The organism is Desulfosarcina alkanivorans, assembly GCF_009688945.1.
Taxonomy (GTDB): Bacteria; Desulfobacterota; Desulfobacteria; order Desulfobacterales; family Desulfosarcinaceae; genus Desulfosarcina; species Desulfosarcina alkanivorans.
Genome location: NZ_AP021874.1, coordinates 2,735,315 through 2,750,536 on the forward strand (window position 1 = coordinate 2,735,315; position 15,222 = coordinate 2,750,536).

Sequence of the window (15,222 nt, forward strand, 5' to 3'; positions counted from 1 at the left end):
CCGGCCATACGGGCTGCCCGCCATCAATCCCTCAGGCGGTAGTGAAACATTTCAAAGTGGGTGTGCCCGCCGAGCAGCGCATCGATCTTCTCCTGGATCGCCTGCCGGTCCTTGCTCAGCAGCCACGCTTCCCAGTCCGAAGCGGACTCCCAGGTGCTGATGACCAGGAAGACATCCGGCCGGTCGTTGCTCTTCATGGTTTCGCCGGAGATATACCCGGGTTGAGCCGTGGCCAGGGAGCGCATCTCCCTGAACAGCTGAAGCATTTCCCTGCCCTTGTCTCCTGGAACCGTACGGGTGATCAGAACCTTGACGCTCATGGCAACCTCCTTTTCAAGTGGGGTACAGATGTGGACCAACACCCCTGCGGGATGTCAACGATCGGCCAGCCGGCAGTCGGAAAGAAAATGGAGGAACCGTGCGGATGGAAAAACAACAGGGTGGCAGCCGGCGGAAACGGTGCTCTGATTCATTAAAAGACGATATGGCCGGATTGTCAAACGGATATTGCGCTTCTTGCCGCTTGACACGATTGGGCGAAAACCTTACATTATTCAGGCTTTCTTTATAAAATTTTTAATTGATTTCAGTTTGTTAATTCAATGACCGATCTTCGTCACCGCCCCATTGTAAGGCCGGGTCAGGCCAACTCCGGATGGGTAAGGTCTTCCGGACGCGCCCTGGTATGGCAGATGACGATGGTGGTTGCCCTGTCGCTTCCACTGGCTGTGGGAACCGGCCTGGCGCCTGCAAGGGTTTATGCCGGCCCGCCCGATGCCATGGTTGACACGCTGTCGGCGGCGCATCGCGACCTCGAGCGCAACACGGCGCTGGAAGCCCGGACAGCCGCCGGACTGGAGGAGCTCAAGCAAACCGGGCGGGCACCTGCCGACGTCATCACCGACTACGAAGCGTATCTGGAGCACGTGCGGGCCATGGTGGCCGAAAACCGGCGACTGGTGCAGCAGTTGGAAACCCTGCGTCTGGAAGGCGTACAGCCGGCATCATCGACGCAGGCGCTGCAAGCCGGGCAGATGATCGACGCCCCGATTCCGGAAACGACGGTGACCGACGAAGTGGCCGCCCTGGACCGGGAATTGAACGCCTCCCTGGCGGAATTTGACGAACTGCTCCTGGAGGAAATGGAACGGATCCGCGAGCGATCCTCACCGAGGGTCGACGCCCTGGCCCAAGCGGCTGCCGACGCTGCCGAACGGCTGAAGGAAAAGGGAATCGATATCGAGGCGTCCGGTTCGCAAACGGAATCCGAATCCAGCCCATCGGGTCAGCGGGAGGCATCCGCAGCGATGCCCGGAAAGACGTCATCCCCAACCGCTGCCAATGCACCCGGCCGAGCGTCGGATTCCGGTAAGACCGCGACACCCGGGGGCGGAGACGCCGAAGGGATCGAGGGCGACCGGCAGACACCGACCGGGCGCCGTGACGGCGGCGACGACGACATCGTCGCCCGGCAGCTGAGGGAGGCTGCCGAGCAGGAAACCGATCCCGTGCTGAAGGAAAAATTATGGAAGGAATACGACGCATACAAGCGGGGCGGGGCATGAGGGCGGTTTCATGATGAACCGGCGATGGGGACCACTTCTGCTGTCACTGGCAGCCATCTCATCGTTCCTGGCCGCGTGCGCGTCGGGCCCGTATCAGAAAATCGGCCCGACCCCCATCATCCAGGCCGAGGAGGAAATTCCCCGGGAGCAGTTGCTGGATGTGGGCATCGTGCCGTTCACCTCGGATGAAATGACCGAACAGGAGGCTGAAGACCAGGGAACCAACCCGGATATCCGAACGGTTGAATCCCATTTTATGGCCTGCCACCTGAAGAACACGCTGCACCGGAGCAGCCAGTGGGGGGCCATCAGCGTTCTCCCCACCTCGGATGGTTCCGTGGACCTGATCGTCAAAGGCCACATCCTGGAATCGAGCGGCGAGCATCTGACCGTGAAGATCGAGGCCACCGATGCCACCGGCAGGGTCTGGCTCAATAAAACCTACAGTGCCCAGGCAAGTGAATACTCTTACAGGGACACCCTCCCCGGCCGGAAAGACGCCTACCAGGACCTGTATAATGCCATCGCCAACGACATCGCGCGATTCAGGGTCACGCTGTCTCCCGGCGAGGCACGGACGATCCGCACCGTTTCGCGTCTGAAGTTCGCCGAAGCATTGGCCCCGGAACCCTTCAGCGGATACCTGGCTGCGGACGGCAAAAACCGGATGACGGTCAGCCGTCTGCCGGCCGCCGACGACCCCATGATGGACCGCCTGCTCCAGATCAGGGGGCGGGAGGATATGTATGTGGATACGCTGAACCAATATTACGACGGGCTCTACAACGACATGTGGGCATCCTACGAAGAATGGCGCAAAATGAGCCTGGCCGAACGCGAGGCCATGCAGAAGATCAAAAAGGAAGCGGCCATGCGTCAGGTGGCCGGCATCCTGATGATGGTCGGCGCGATCGCCCTGGCGGCCGGTGATGTCGACTACACCGGGCCGCTCCAGGTGGGGATGGCCGTGGTCGGCGGGCAGGTCATCGTCGACGGGTTCAACATTTCCAAACAGACCCGGATCCACGCGTCGGCGCTCAAGGAACTGAGCGAGTCCTTTGCCGGTGAAATGAAACCGATTGTCATGGAATTTCAGGGCCGGCAGGTCGAACTGACCGGTTCGGCCGAAGAACAGTTCCGGGAATGGCGCGACCTCCTGCGCAGAATTTACTATGCCGAAACCGGTTTCGCCCCGGCACCCCTTGCCGATCAAACGAAAGACGATGCCATCGATTGAAACCGACCCGTGCGATGAATGACCCGACGCCACCTGAACCGATGCAACCTGTCGCACCCACCGGCGACGGTCCGCAGCACCCCGCCGTGGAACCGGTTCATTCGATCGCGTTCAAACCCGCCCACGAAAGTGAAAAACGAAAATCGGCTGCACGTCACCCAAAGCTGCGCGCCTGGGCGCTGGCCGGCCTGCTGGCCCTGCTCTTCGCGGCCGGCGGATGGCTAATGCACCATCTGCATCACCGGCCGGTCGTTTCGCAGCCCGCCAGCCCGCCCCTCCCGGCGCCTGAAACAACTGCCGCAGCGAATCTGGAGGCCACGCCGCCGCCAGGCGTTTCCGGCGAACCGGAGCCGTCGACCCCACCGGCCCCAACTGAGCCCGCGGTGGAAATGAGCGAAACACCCGCCGACCCGGTTTCCGACGACGAAACAGCGTTCCGGGCGCCCAGGCCGGGGCCGGTGACCGAGAGGGCGGCCGACAAAGCCGGCGAACCGCCGGCCCCGTCCCGCAAACGATTTCGGGACCTGTTGTCCCGGGGACTGACGGCGCTGCATGGCGGGCAACACCGTCAGGCGCACGATCTGCTGCTCGAGGCCGCATCCGTCGACCCCGGCTCGGATGCGGTCCGGGAGGCCCTGCACCAGGCCGACCAGGCGCTGAAACTGGCGCAGCTGGATCGGCTCCAGCGACTGGCAACGGCCGCCGAACGCGACCTACAATGGCAAAAGGCCCGCGACCTGTACCTGGCGGCGTTGACCATCGATCCCAACGTCGGCTTTGCCCTGCGGGGCCGGCAACGGACCATGGACCGCATCACCATCGCCCGGCGGATCGACTTTTACCTGACGCAGCCCGAAACCCTGTTCAACGACCGGCATCTGGAAAATGCCGTCCAGCTTCTTCTGGATGCCGGGCAGGTGGCCCCCCGCGACCCCGCCCTGGCGGCCAGCCTGAATGAACTGGATCAGCTCGTCACGGCGGCGCAGACCCCCGTCCGCGTGACCATCACCTCGGACAACCGGACCGACGTGGCGGTTTACCGGGTGGGCCGCCTGGGCCGCTTTGAAGCCCATGACCTGCACCTTCGCCCGGGGGCGTACACGGTGGTCGGTGTCCGCGACGGATACCGTGATGTCAGGCTGAGCGTTACGGCCAAACCCGGTGCAGGCCCCCTGACCGTCCGGGTGGTCTGCAATGAAAAAATCCATTGACCATGACCAGGATCCCCGTGCCATGCCTTCGGAAATAGAATCCAGATCCGAGTCGGCCGAAACGATCGAACCGATTCCCTTCCGCCCGGCTTCAAGGCCGCGGCGCCCGGGCCGGGCCGCGGTGCTGAAATGGCTGCTCACCGCCACCGCCGGGACCCTGCTGATCTTTCTCGTCGCCGGGACATGGTTCGTGTTCACCGCGCGGCGGGTCGCCCTGGACATCACCCCGCAGCCTGAGCAGATCAGGATTGACGGCGGGATCACAGCGCCCGGGGCCGGCGACAGCCGCCTGATGCGCCCCGGCCGTTACACCCTGTATGCGAAAAAGCCATGCTACCGGCCGCTGAGACACGCATTCACCGTCACCACCGCCCGGACGCAGACGGTTCAGGCGGCCATGGCCCGGCTGAACGGCCGACTGGCGCTGGAAATCCGGACCAAGGGCGAGACGGCGACCGCCCTGACCGGGTTGAGGGTATATGTCGACGACGTGGCCGTGACGGCCGGCGCCTTCGATGCCCTGGACCTGCCGGCCGGAAGTCGACGGATACGCATCCGTGCGGATCGGCATCAGGACTATTCCGCCGACATCACCATCGAAGGCTGCGATGTGCGGCAAACCCACCGGGCGGTCCTCGTCCCCGACTGGTCGGCGGTCACCGTCGACTCGATGCCGGCCGGGGCGACGGTCGCCGTGGACGACCGGGAGATGGGCCGGACCCCCTTGCGCATGGAACTGACGGCAGGGACCTATGAGGTGGCGCTTCGCCTGGCCGGGTACCGGACCTGGCGGACACGGCTGGCCGTCCGGGCCGATCAGCCCCTGTCCATCGAGGACGTTGTCCTTCAGCCGGCGGACGGCAGCCTGGCCGTAACCAGTACACCGACCGGCGCCACCGTGATGGCCGGAGCCCGGTATGCCGGGCTCACGCCGCTGACCATCGCCCTGGCGCCAGGCGCCGCCCACACCCTGAAGATATCCAAGACCGGATACCAGACGGCCACGCGCCGGGTGACGCTCGACCCCGGGGCGGAACAACACCTGTCGGTCACGCTCGACGCCAGGCTGGGAACCGTCCGTTTCACGGTCCAGCCGCCTGACGCCGAGCTGGCGGTCAACGGCCGGAACATGGGCAGCCTGCCGGCCAGCATGCGCATGCCGGCCGTCGAACACCGGATTGAAATCAGCAAACCGGGTTACCAGACCCATCGCACACGCATCACTCCGCGGCCGGGCTTCGACCAGGAAATCCGGATTGCACTGAAAAAGAAAGAGACCGCCACGGCAGTCCCCGGCGAAAGCATCACCGCGGCCGGCGGATACACCCTGCGACTGATCCGGCCGAAGGCCTTTACCATGGGGTCATCACGGCGCCAGCAGGGCCGCCGCTCCAACGAGACCCTCAGGGAAATCGAACTCAGCCGGCCCTTTTACATGGGGGTCAGGGAGGTGTCCAATGCCCAGTTCAGGCAATTTCAATCCAGGCACCGTTCGGGCGCATTTAAAACCAAGACCTTGAACGGCAGCGGGCAACCGGTGGTCCGGGTGACCTGGCAGCAGGCCGCTCTTTTTTGCAACTGGCTGAGCGCCCGGGAATCCCTCCCCCCGGTCTATGAAAAAACCGCCGGCGGGGTTGTCGCCGTCAAGCCGATGGGCACCGGCTACCGGCTGCCGACCGAGGCGGAGTGGGAGTATTGTGCGCGTTTCAGGAACAATCGCGCCACCGCCAGGTACCCGTGGGGAAAAGGGTTTCCGCCCCCCGCGGGTGCAGGCAATTTCGCCGACCGGTCCGCCCGGGACTTGCTCCCGGTGCCCCTCAGCGGGTACAATGATGGCTATCCGGCCACCGCGCCCACCGGGCAGTTCACGGCCAGCCCCCAGGGTCTGTTCGACTTGGCCGGAAACGTGGCGGAATGGTGCCACGATTATTATTCGATAATCAGCGGCCACGCCGGAAAGCGCCATGTGGATCCCACCGGTCCCGCCGAGGGCCGGCACCACATCGTCCGCGGCTCGAGCTTTAAACACGCCGGCATCAGTGAACTGCGGTCGGCCTTCCGCGACTACAGTGACGACCGACGGGATGACCTGGGTTTTCGCGTGTGCCGCTATGCGCGGTAGGCGGCCCGTGACCGGGAAACCCGATCGATGGCAGCAGGTGGGTGTCTGATGTCCTTGTGGATGCGCATGGCCGGAAAACTGGAAAAGGCCTTGACGCGGGCAGCTATGTGCACGGCTGTCCTCTCGGTGTGCATGACCGCCGCCTTTCCCGGCGTGGCCATGGACTGGACCGCCTCCCCTGGCGTGACGGGGTTGGACGGAGCCCCCCCCTGCAGGTGGTGCGTCCTGTTTGCCCGGGTGGACGATGCCGGGATGTCCGCATCGGGGCCACTGGAGGACGCCGCACCGGAAGCCCGGAAGGATCCGGAATCCGATTCGAAAACCTCGCCGGCAGAGTCGGAACCCGACCGTCTGGAGGAATTCAGGCCAACGGAAGAAATCGAGGCCGACCAGGGCGTTGATTTTCCATACGACATATAGGTCAGGCGCCGACGCAAAAAAAACTGGATGTTATTGATGAACGGGAAGGGTGATGCGAAAAAGAAACAGCATATCCACGGAATTCGCCTACCAGGTCATCTCGCTGGCACTGATCGTGATCATTGTCCACGCCGCCTATGTCGGTTTTATCCGTCCTTCGGCGGACGCGGTGCTTGCCCGCCAGGCCCTGAGCGTTCAAACGGACGCCACCACCATCGTCGAACGGTCCCTGTTCGTGATGGTCCGGGATTATGAACAGGAGGCCTGTTTCATTCTCATGTTCTGGGCCCTGGCCATCATGGCCTTCAAGGCCCTGGCGACCCTCCGGGACCGATCCCTCCTCGACCGGGACCTCATCCTCCTGCCCGAGGGGGTAAGGATTCTTCCCGAAGACACCCGGGACGTCTCACGCCGCATCGAAGGGCTGCCGCAGCAGCAGCGCAGCGCCCTGCTGCCCCGTGCGCTCCTGGCCGGCCTTCAGCGATTTACCGCCACGAGCAACATCCAGGATGTCGCCGATGCGACGCGCGCTTACTGCACGGCGGAAAGCGAACGCCTCGAGTCCGAGCTGTCCATGATCCGCTATGTGGCCTGGGCCATTCCCTCCATCGGCTTCATCGGCACGGTTCGGGGCATCGGAGACGCCCTGGGCCAGGCCCATCAGGCCATCGAAGGCAATATCTTCGGTGTCACCCGCAGTCTGGGCGTGGCCTTCAATTCAACCCTGATCGCCCTGCTGATCAGCATTGTTCTGATGTTCATGCTTCACCAGCTGCAGCTGCTTCAGGAGCGCTATGTCCTCGAGGCCGAGGCCTATTGCGAAGAAAACCTGACCCGGCATCTTCACTCGGGAGCGTCCTGAATGGCACCGGTATACCTGGAACTGAGTGATGCCGGTATCATCGCCGCCGGGGGGGCGCCCGCCGGGATACTGAAATTGGACGGCCCGGGCCGGACGAGTCCGGGATTCGCCCTCCAGGACGGCCGCCGGCTGATGGTGGGCCGCACCGCCGCCCTGCAGGCGCGCCGGTTCCCCCAGCAGACCATCAGCCGATTCTGGGACCGGCTGAACACGGAACCGCTGCGACAGAGTGGATTTACGGCCGCCAGCCATGCCGAACTGGCCTATGAACATTTAAAACGGATCTGGTCGGCACTGGAATCGGCGGGGGACGGGGTCGTTTTCTGCGTGCCGGGCCATTACCGTCGCGACAACCTGGGCCTGCTGCTGGGGATAGCCGGTGAACTGAAGATGGACGTACGGGGGTTTGTTCCCATCGCCCTGACGGCGGTCAGCCCCGCCGCCGGGGAGATCATCCACATCGATCTGCACCTTCATCGCTGCGAGGCCACCTATCTCAGGGCCAGCGGCGAACTGGCCCAACGGGATACCGCATCCGTTCCGGATGCCGGTCTGGAGCGCCTCTACCGGATCTGGGCCAAGACCGCCGCCCGGGAATTCCTGCAGGCCACCCGATTTGACCTGTTCCACAGTGCGGCATCGGAGCAGTCGGTCTACGAACAGCTGCCGTCTCTGATGGCAGCGCTCACGGATCATCAGACGGTGCGGTTTGAAACCGAAAAAGGCGGGAGCAGCTATCACATGCCGCTGCAGCGGCGGGGCATGGTCGAAGCGGCCGGTGAGGTGTATGCCCGGATTTCGGACATGGTCGCATCGCTGATCGAAAGGAACCGGCTTGCCGGCCGGCCCCTGGCCTTCCAGCTGTCCCGACGGGCCTGCGGTCTGCCGGGACTGAAGGCGCTGCTGGCCCCCTTCTCCCCGTACCCTGCCGAGGAACTCGCTTTCGGTGCCGCAGCGCTGGGCGCCGCCGGCTGCTGGCCGGCGATGGCGGCGCAAAACGCCGACCGCGGGCCATCCCGCCACACCCGGCGGCCCGTTGTTCAACACCCGGCCGCCGAAAACAGGGACACCGGCGGCGGAACCCGGCCGACGCACCTGCTGGTCGAGAACACGGCTTATCCCATCGGCCCGGATCCGCTGGTCATCGGCAGTTCACCCGGGCGGGGCAACGGGGCCATCCGCCTGGCCGGCAGCCATGTTTCCGCCAGGCATTGTTCGATCTACCGTGAGGGCGGACGGGTTTTCCTCGACCCCTGCAGCGAGCAAGGAACCCATGTGGACGGGGTGCCGGTGACCGAACGGACCACCCTGTCGATCGGTCAGACGGTCGCGGTCGGAGAACAGGGCGCCCCCCTCCGGTTGATCCGATGCCTGCCAGCCGATGGGCGCGGAACACCATTGACGGTTTCGTAAAAATCTTTTTCAGGTCCTGCGCGGCCGGGTATCCGAAAGGAACCGAAATGGCGCAGGAGCGGCTTCCAGCCGCGATCGTCCCATTGCATTGCGGCTGGAAGCCGCTCCTGCGAAAAACGACCCCGTTTTGATTAACGTTTCCTCAGAAGCCGGGATCGGTGAAAACGGGTCAGCCGGAATCGAGGCTCTGGTAAACTGCTATGCGGCGTAGACGCCTGAACGTTTTCAGTCTCTCATTCATCGACTGCATCTGCTGCGGCCTGGGCGCCATCATCCTTTTGTTCGTGGTGGTCAACGCCAAAAGCGCGGCCCGCCGGGATACCGTCACCGCCGGCCTGCGCGCCGAGGTGAACCGGCTCGAGACCGCACTCGTCCGGGACCGGGCCGACCTGGCGGACGCCCGCAAGGCGATGACCGACATCGAGGCCCGGGTGACAAAGACCCGGGGCCTGTCGCGGCAGGTCCGCGATACGATCGAGGCCCGCAACATCGAACTGGCGGATGAAGACCGGCAGACCCTTGCCGCCCGGCAACAGGCCGACAAGCTCAAATCGGAGTTAAAAGCGATCGAGGAGGAACTGCGGCGCCTCAGGGCGGGGGCCGATGCGCGGGACACGCCCGGTGACCGTCTGCGGACATTTCCGGGCCAGGGAGACCGCCACTACCTCACCGGCCTGAAAATGGGCGGGCAGCGGATCCTGATCCTCGCCGACGCCTCGGCCAGCATGCTGGCCGAATCGATCGTCGACGTCATCCGGCGGCGCAACCTGGAGGACGGGGACAAGCTCAGATCCGACAAATGGCGTCATGCCGTGGCCACAGTGGACTGGCTGACCGCCCGCCTGCCGCCGGCCAGCCGCTTCCAGGTTTATACCTTCAACGAAAACGCCCGGCCGCTGATCGGGGGAAACCGAAAGGCATGGCTGGATGCCGGGGATCTCGAATCGTTGAACCGGACGGTGACGCAAATGCGCAAGGTCGTTCCCGGCAAGGGCACCAGCCTGCTGAACGCCTTCCGGGCGGCGGCGGAACTGAAACCGCCGCCCGACAACGTCTTTTTGCTTACCGACGGCCTGCCGACCATGGGCGCCCGGAAACCGCGGGTCAAGCGGGTATCCAGCCGGAAACGGCGCAAGCTGTTCAACGAAGCCGTCGCGCAGCTGCCGGCCGGCGTGCCGGTCAACATCATTTTGTTCCCCATGGAAGGCGACCCGCTGGCGGCCGATGCCTTCTGGCGTCTGGCGAAACAATCCAACGGATCCTTCTTCAGCCCTTCCAGGGACTGGCCCTGAACGGATGCCATGAAAACCGGAAAAAGAAATATCGACATATTCAGCCTGTCATTCCTGGACTGCATCTGCTGCGGGTTCGGCGCCATTATCCTCCTGTTCGTACTGTCCAAATTCGCCGAGCCGGTGGTTCTCGGGGAACTGACCGAGGCGTTTTCGTCCCGGATCCGGCGCATGGAGAAGGAACTGGCCGACGTCCGGGGCAAGGCCCGCAGCCTCGATCGCGAGATGACCACCCGGGTCGCGCAGTTGTCCGCGGAAGAAAAGCGCCTGTCACGGCTGCAGGGCGACCTGTCCGACCTGCAGGGGGCTTTTGCGGCCGCCAGGGACGATGCCCGCGTGCAGAACATCATCCAGGGGAGGCTGGCGCGCGCGCGTCAGGAACTGACCGACGAGATGCGGCGCCTGCTCAAAGGGGCCCCGCCCCCCCGGGCCGACAGCCCGGTGGGCGGCATCCCCGTGGACAGCGAGTATATCATTTTCATCATCGACACCTCCGGAAGCATGCAGGCCAACGCCTGGGGCCTGGTCCAGCAGAAAATGCGCGAAACCCTTCAGGTGTACCCCAGGGTCAGGGGCATTCAGGTCATGAACGATATGGGACGCTACCTGTTCCCCCAGTACCGGGGCCGCTGGATTCCCGACTCCCCGGCACGCCGCCGGGCGATTGTTTCCGGCCTGGGCACCTGGCGCGCCTTCAGCAACAGCAGTCCGGTGGAGGGAATTACCGCGGCGATCAATACCTTTTACGCCGCCGACAAGAAAATCAGCCTGTATGTCTTCGGGGATGAGTTCAGCGGCAGCCGCGTCCAGCCGATAGTGGACGCCATCGACCGCATCAACGGCGCCGACAGCCACGGCGGCCGCCGGGTCCGGATCCACGCCGTGGGGTTCCCGGTGGTGATGGAAAAAACCAGCCAGCCGGGAAATACCGGCCAGCGGTTCGCCACCCTGATGCGCATTCTGTGCCGGCGCAATGGCGGCACCTTCGTGGGATTGAACGGCACGCGGCCCTGAAGCGGGTCATGCCCCCAGGTTGACCACCACCCGCCCTTTCTGCTGCCCCTTGAGAATCAGGTCGATATGGTCACTGAGTCCGTCGAGGGAGATCTCGGTTGAAATTTTTTCCAGCCCGTCGATTTTCCACGCGCCGGCCAGATTCTCCCACACCTTTAGCCGGACATCCATGGGGCAGTTCTGCGAGTCGATGCCGATCAGCCGGACCCCGCGCAGGATGAAGGGAAAGACGGTCAGGGGCAGGTCCGGCGAGGCCACGTTGCCGCAGCAGGTAACGGTGCCCCAGGGATGGGTGGATTTGATGGCCGTGGCCAGGATCTCCCCGCCCACCGTGTCCACCACCCCGGCCCACTGGGATTTGAGCAGGGGACGGCCGCTGGTATCGGCCGCTTCGGCCCGGTCGACAATCCGGGACGCACCGATCCCTTCGAGAAATGCCTTCCCTGACGGTTTGCCGGTCACGGCCGCCACGGTGTACCCCAGTCCGGCCAGCACGGCCACGGCCACGCTGCCCACCCCGCCCGTGGCGCCGGTGACCAGCACCGGCCCGTCTTCGGGCTTCAGCCGTTCGGTCAAAAAAAGGACGCCCATGCCGGCGGTGAATCCGGCCGTGCCGTAAATCATGCTCTCTTTCAGGGAAATGGCGCCGGGCAGCGGCACCACCCAGTCGGCCGGCACCCGCACGTACTGGCCGAAACCGCCCGACGTGTTCATGCCCAGGTCGTAGCCGGTCACCAGCACCGGATCCCCCTTTTTGAATGCATCGACCCGGCTGTCGGCAACCGTCCCGGCGGCATCGATACCCGGCGTGTGGGGGTAGTTGCGGGTCACGCCCTTGTTGCCGATGGCCGACAAGGCGTCCTTGTAGTTCAGGGAGGAATAGTGCACCCGGATGAGCACATCTCCACCGGGAAGATCGTCGCGTGTCCGCCGTTGAATCCGGCGGTGGTAGGTCTTTTCCTCACCGGCGGTCACCACCAATGCGTTGAAGGCGTCAACTGTCATGGTTCATTTCTCCTTTTGATAATCGATGGATTGAACGCTCTGGACCGGGGGGTATACTGTCGCTTGAGCCACGATGCCAGCCCATCCAGCCCGGGGAACAGGGTCCGTTCAGTGATGTTGGCCTGGTCCAGCTTGTCACGGATTTCCCACTTGAGTTCCTTGGGGATGATGATCCGGCCGTATAGCTCCGGATGATCCACCAGCCACCGGTCCAGTTGCGCAGTGGGCCTGGACATGACTGAAGAAAAGGCAAACTGGTTGACGATTCGCGCATCGATGGACGGCGGTTCGAAAAAAAGCACCAGGTCCTCCCCCAGGGCGTCGAAGGCCTTGATGTCGCCCAGGGCGTGTTCCAGCATTTCAAGGGTAAAGGCGTGGGCGCCATGGTGCACCAGTTCTTCGGACAGGGGGCTGGGCAGCATCTGGTTGATCTTCACGTAGTCGGCGAACCAGATGACCCCGTCGCGGTGGAACCGGTCCGTGTCCGCCGTGGCGAAATGAGCGGCCACAAACGGAGAATAGGTCCAGTCCAGCAGACGGGTGGGCAGGCCGTGGTGCTGGGCCACGGTGAGCCAGCGCCAGGCCGAGGCATGATCGCCGGTCCAGGGCACTTCGGCATACTTGCTGAAATTGCGCAGCAGGTGGTACTCCAGGTGCGCGTAGTCGCGGCAGCGCCGGGTAAAACTGGTTTTCAGGTCATAGGTTTCGTCCGACAGCCCCCGGAAGGCGTAATTGGAACGAAACCGCATCAGGGCATCCTGCCAGGAATTCTGGTACAGGCACTCGCACAGCTCACACCAGCTCTGTACCCGGATATCGTTGCCGTGTCCGCACGCGTCTGCCATACTCAGCACCCGTACCCGTGCACGTCGATTTCCCCTGCCGGCAATTCGACAGGGTTCCCGCCCGGACGGCAGCCCGTTTCAGGTTTCATGCGTTGCCTCCGCTTGTCCCTTCGTCACCCGGCGCCTGCCAACCCGATTCCCAGGCGGCCGCCATGCGTCCGAAGGCGGTCTTGATCCGCGTTGCCATCGGTCGATCGGCCAAAAATTGAAGCACCTGTTTTTCGATGGCGGTAATTTTCAGCCGGTCCAGGCCGACATCGCCCCACAATCGTGCATAAACCGGCCAGGCGGGCCGGGTCTGGCCCCGGTATGCCCGGCGGACCAGATCGAGATAGGCGGTCACCCGATCTTTGGATTCGCTGTTGGGCGTTTGCGCATGGACGAGCAGGGGCAGCCGTTCATCCAGTTCGGCGGCGGCCGCATCCTGCATGTCCTGAATCACCTTAGCCGCTGAAGCCCGTATCCAGCGGGCATCCGCATCCAGCTGGGCGGGGCCGCCCAGCAGCCGGTCAAACAGGGTGCGTTGAATGCGGTCACACACACAGTGGACGTGCCAGCCCAGGGTGAAGGCATCCGATGGAAAAGCCGGATCGAGAAAACGGCGCGCATGGGTCTTCCTGCGGTGGACGCCGGTAAGCCAGCGGCTGTCCGGGTAGAGGGTGCCGGAAAGATAGGCGCCCATCTGCTCCGCAGGCAGGCCGTTGGCGACCGACAGGGCAAACCGGATATGGGTAGCGGGCAGTGCCACGGTTCAATGGCTCCGTCGTCCAACAGGTTGTAAGATGGTTTTCGAACGGTCGTCGGGAACGATTACGGGTCTTCCGGTTAAAATAGTGCAAAGGCGGGCTGCCGTCAAACGATTGCAGCATCTCAGGGCTGCGGGCAGGAATTGGCAGAGAGCACGGCCTTCGGAAAAAAGGGGAAACGACCCCGGCGGGGCGCTAACCGGTTGCGGCCGCAATGCTTGCACAGGCGGGCGGGCACGTCGTCAAATCGCCGGTTCCGGCCGCCGGCCTGCCGGGGCGGGCAATCGGCGCTTGATTCGATCGTTGACGCACCGCGCCTGGCCGGGCGGTTGCCAGCGTTCCGGTCACCACCCGGCAGGCGATGCCATTCATACGGGGCGCTTTCGGCAATAGCAAGGCGCGCCCCAGGGCCCATTTCACAGCCGGATAGCCGTCAGATCCATGCGTTCAGCACCGACGGCCGTTTTTCAGCACAACAGGGTTTACCAGTGGCCTTCGGCATTGGGTTCGGAAACCCAATTGACGTTTCCGTCGTTAAAGGCGGCCACCGCCTCACGAACGGTGCCGCTCACATCACCGGCCACCTTGACCTGGGCGGCTTCGAGCGTTTTGAAGGCGTTGGGGCCGCAAAACCCGGTGAGCAGTACATCGGCGTGCCTGTCACTGATCATTGAGGCGGCCTGAATGCCGGCACCCTTGAAGGCGTTGACATTCTCTGCATTATCCAGCACATCGAAGGCCAGGGTCTCGGTGTCGACTATCAGAATATAGGCCGCCCGCCCAAAACGGGGATCCATGGGGGAATCCAAATCCTTTCCCGTGGATGTTACGGCAATTTTCATCGATGTTCCTCCCTGATTTAGAATTACTTGATTCCATTGAGAATAACAAAAAATTCACGTGCATGAACAGCGCCGCCGCTTGGCATACCGGAGCCGGACCCAAAAGCCTCGAGGCCGGCCGGAACCGGGTCGGCCGGGTCCTTCAACCGGAGGCATGCCGGGGATGGAAACCGTCGTCCAACCTCTGAAATGGCTGAAGGGGCGCATGTTGAAGCGGGTTCATCATTGTCCGCCGCCGCCGCCACACACCTGATCATCGGAAATCATGGCCAGTTTGCCGGCAATGAGGTCTTCCACCACCGGACGGATGTCCGGGCGCTGGTCGTCATGATAGACATCGATGCCGGCCTGGCGAAACCCCATGAGCGGCCGCATGCCGATGCCGCCCACCACCAGGGCGCTGACCTGATTGTCCGCCAGCAGGTTCACCGGCACCATACAGCCGCCCTGAACGTGACTCAGGTTGTCGATTGTGGAGATCTTTTCAATGACCCCGTCTTTCACGTCGACCAGGGTAAAGGTATCACAATGGCCAAAATGACCGGACCGCTTACCGTCAAGACCTCCGGCTTCCATCGAAGGGATGGCGATTCTTCCGTTTTCCATGCTGTCGTGTACTCCTTTCTATTGCTGTTATCTGTCGCTCGT

General features: G+C 63.6%; 15 protein-coding genes. 9 read left to right on the top strand and 6 right to left on the bottom strand.

The window, feature by feature from the left end:
• Nucleotides 1-23 precede the first annotated feature (23 nt).
• On the bottom strand, nucleotides 24-320 hold the full coding sequence (locus DSCA_RS12035) for an antibiotic biosynthesis monooxygenase family protein (protein WP_155316665.1): 297 nt from the start codon (nucleotides 318-320) through the stop codon (nucleotides 24-26).
• A 282-nt stretch (nucleotides 321-602) separates the two neighbouring features.
• On the opposite strand from DSCA_RS12035, the gene DSCA_RS12040 reads away from it, so the two are divergent.
• From DSCA_RS12040 to DSCA_RS12080, 9 genes are all read left to right on the top strand, one after another.
• Nucleotides 603-1,565 (top strand): hypothetical protein, encoded by a 963-nt coding sequence (locus tag DSCA_RS12040; protein ID WP_155316666.1) that lies wholly within the window; start codon nucleotides 603-605, stop codon nucleotides 1,563-1,565.
• Between the two features lie 10 nt (nucleotides 1,566-1,575).
• Complete coding sequence (locus DSCA_RS12045) at nucleotides 1,576-2,802, top strand: hypothetical protein (protein ID WP_155316667.1); 1,227 nt, start codon at nucleotides 1,576-1,578, stop codon at nucleotides 2,800-2,802.
• Nucleotides 2,803-2,843: 41 nt separating this feature from the next.
• The gene (locus DSCA_RS12050; RefSeq protein WP_155316668.1) at nucleotides 2,844-4,013 is read left to right on the top strand and encodes a tetratricopeptide repeat protein; all 1,170 of its coding nucleotides are present in this window, start codon (nucleotides 2,844-2,846) and stop codon (nucleotides 4,011-4,013) included.
• Nucleotides 3,997-6,135: a PEGA domain-containing protein gene (locus DSCA_RS12055; RefSeq protein WP_155316669.1), complete on the top strand. Its 2,139-nt coding sequence runs from the start codon at nucleotides 3,997-3,999 to the stop codon at nucleotides 6,133-6,135. The genes DSCA_RS12050 and DSCA_RS12055 overlap by 17 nt, the downstream gene beginning before the upstream one ends.
• 48 nt (nucleotides 6,136-6,183) lie before the next feature.
• On the top strand, nucleotides 6,184-6,555 hold the full coding sequence (locus DSCA_RS12060; protein ID WP_155316670.1) for a hypothetical protein: 372 nt from the start codon (nucleotides 6,184-6,186) through the stop codon (nucleotides 6,553-6,555).
• A gap of 52 nt (nucleotides 6,556-6,607) precedes the next feature.
• Complete coding sequence (locus DSCA_RS12065) at nucleotides 6,608-7,417, top strand: MotA/TolQ/ExbB proton channel family protein (RefSeq protein WP_155316671.1); 810 nt, start codon at nucleotides 6,608-6,610, stop codon at nucleotides 7,415-7,417.
• Nucleotides 7,418-8,830, top strand: a complete 1,413-nt coding sequence (locus DSCA_RS12070) for an FHA domain-containing protein (RefSeq protein ID WP_155316672.1) — start codon at nucleotides 7,418-7,420, stop codon at nucleotides 8,828-8,830.
• Between the two features lie 200 nt (nucleotides 8,831-9,030).
• Entirely contained in the window at nucleotides 9,031-10,122 is a 1,092-nt protein-coding gene (locus DSCA_RS12075) for a VWA domain-containing protein (RefSeq protein WP_155316673.1), read from the top strand.
• A 9-nt stretch (nucleotides 10,123-10,131) separates the two neighbouring features.
• The gene (locus tag DSCA_RS12080; protein ID WP_155316674.1) at nucleotides 10,132-11,136 is read left to right on the top strand and encodes a VWA domain-containing protein; all 1,005 of its coding nucleotides are present in this window, start codon (nucleotides 10,132-10,134) and stop codon (nucleotides 11,134-11,136) included.
• A gap of 6 nt (nucleotides 11,137-11,142) precedes the next feature.
• Here DSCA_RS12080 and DSCA_RS12085 read toward each other — a convergent pair whose 3' ends face one another.
• The 5 genes from DSCA_RS12085 to DSCA_RS12105 all read right to left on the bottom strand — a co-directional run bounded on the left by DSCA_RS12085 (nucleotide 11,143) and on the right by DSCA_RS12105 (nucleotide 15,180).
• Nucleotides 11,143-12,141: a YhdH/YhfP family quinone oxidoreductase gene (locus DSCA_RS12085; RefSeq protein ID WP_155316675.1), complete on the bottom strand. Its 999-nt coding sequence runs from the start codon at nucleotides 12,139-12,141 to the stop codon at nucleotides 11,143-11,145.
• Nucleotides 12,138-12,986: an FRG domain-containing protein gene (locus DSCA_RS12090; RefSeq protein WP_155316676.1), complete on the bottom strand. Its 849-nt coding sequence runs from the start codon at nucleotides 12,984-12,986 to the stop codon at nucleotides 12,138-12,140. The genes DSCA_RS12085 and DSCA_RS12090 overlap by 4 nt, the downstream gene beginning before the upstream one ends.
• 85 nt (nucleotides 12,987-13,071) lie before the next feature.
• Nucleotides 13,072-13,734 carry a hypothetical protein gene (locus DSCA_RS12095; protein ID WP_155316677.1) on the bottom strand — a complete coding sequence of 221 codons (663 nt, stop codon included), beginning with the start codon at nucleotides 13,732-13,734 and terminating at the stop codon, nucleotides 13,072-13,074.
• Between the two features lie 480 nt (nucleotides 13,735-14,214).
• Nucleotides 14,215-14,574, bottom strand: a complete 360-nt coding sequence (locus DSCA_RS12100) for a NifB/NifX family molybdenum-iron cluster-binding protein (RefSeq protein WP_155316678.1) — start codon at nucleotides 14,572-14,574, stop codon at nucleotides 14,215-14,217.
• 222 nt (nucleotides 14,575-14,796) lie between these two features.
• Nucleotides 14,797-15,180 carry a NifB/NifX family molybdenum-iron cluster-binding protein gene (locus DSCA_RS12105; protein ID WP_155316679.1) on the bottom strand — a complete coding sequence of 128 codons (384 nt, stop codon included), beginning with the start codon at nucleotides 15,178-15,180 and terminating at the stop codon, nucleotides 14,797-14,799.
• Nucleotides 15,181-15,222 lie beyond the last annotated feature (42 nt).

Excerpts from the sequence above, each read along its gene's own strand:
- DSCA_RS12035 (WP_155316665.1), bottom strand. The coding sequence starts at position 320 with ATGAGCGTCAAGGTTCTGATCACCCGTACGGTTCCAGGAGACAAGGGC.
- DSCA_RS12040 (WP_155316666.1), top strand. The coding sequence starts at position 603 with ATGACCGATCTTCGTCACCGCCCCATTGTAAGGCCGGGTCAGGCCAAC.
- DSCA_RS12045 (WP_155316667.1), top strand. The coding sequence starts at position 1,576 with ATGATGAACCGGCGATGGGGACCACTTCTGCTGTCACTGGCAGCCATC.
- DSCA_RS12050 (WP_155316668.1), top strand. The coding sequence starts at position 2,844 with ATGCAACCTGTCGCACCCACCGGCGACGGTCCGCAGCACCCCGCCGTG.
- DSCA_RS12055 (WP_155316669.1), top strand. The coding sequence starts at position 3,997 with ATGAAAAAATCCATTGACCATGACCAGGATCCCCGTGCCATGCCTTCG.
- DSCA_RS12060 (WP_155316670.1), top strand. The coding sequence starts at position 6,184 with ATGTCCTTGTGGATGCGCATGGCCGGAAAACTGGAAAAGGCCTTGACG.
- DSCA_RS12065 (WP_155316671.1), top strand. The coding sequence starts at position 6,608 with ATGCGAAAAAGAAACAGCATATCCACGGAATTCGCCTACCAGGTCATC.
- DSCA_RS12070 (WP_155316672.1), top strand. The coding sequence starts at position 7,418 with ATGGCACCGGTATACCTGGAACTGAGTGATGCCGGTATCATCGCCGCC.
- DSCA_RS12075 (WP_155316673.1), top strand. The coding sequence starts at position 9,031 with ATGCGGCGTAGACGCCTGAACGTTTTCAGTCTCTCATTCATCGACTGC.
- DSCA_RS12080 (WP_155316674.1), top strand. The coding sequence starts at position 10,132 with ATGAAAACCGGAAAAAGAAATATCGACATATTCAGCCTGTCATTCCTG.
- DSCA_RS12085 (WP_155316675.1), bottom strand. The coding sequence starts at position 12,141 with ATGACAGTTGACGCCTTCAACGCATTGGTGGTGACCGCCGGTGAGGAA.
- DSCA_RS12090 (WP_155316676.1), bottom strand. The coding sequence starts at position 12,986 with ATGGCAGACGCGTGCGGACACGGCAACGATATCCGGGTACAGAGCTGG.
- DSCA_RS12100 (WP_155316678.1), bottom strand. The coding sequence starts at position 14,574 with ATGAAAATTGCCGTAACATCCACGGGAAAGGATTTGGATTCCCCCATG.
- DSCA_RS12105 (WP_155316679.1), bottom strand. The coding sequence starts at position 15,180 with ATGGAAAACGGAAGAATCGCCATCCCTTCGATGGAAGCCGGAGGTCTT.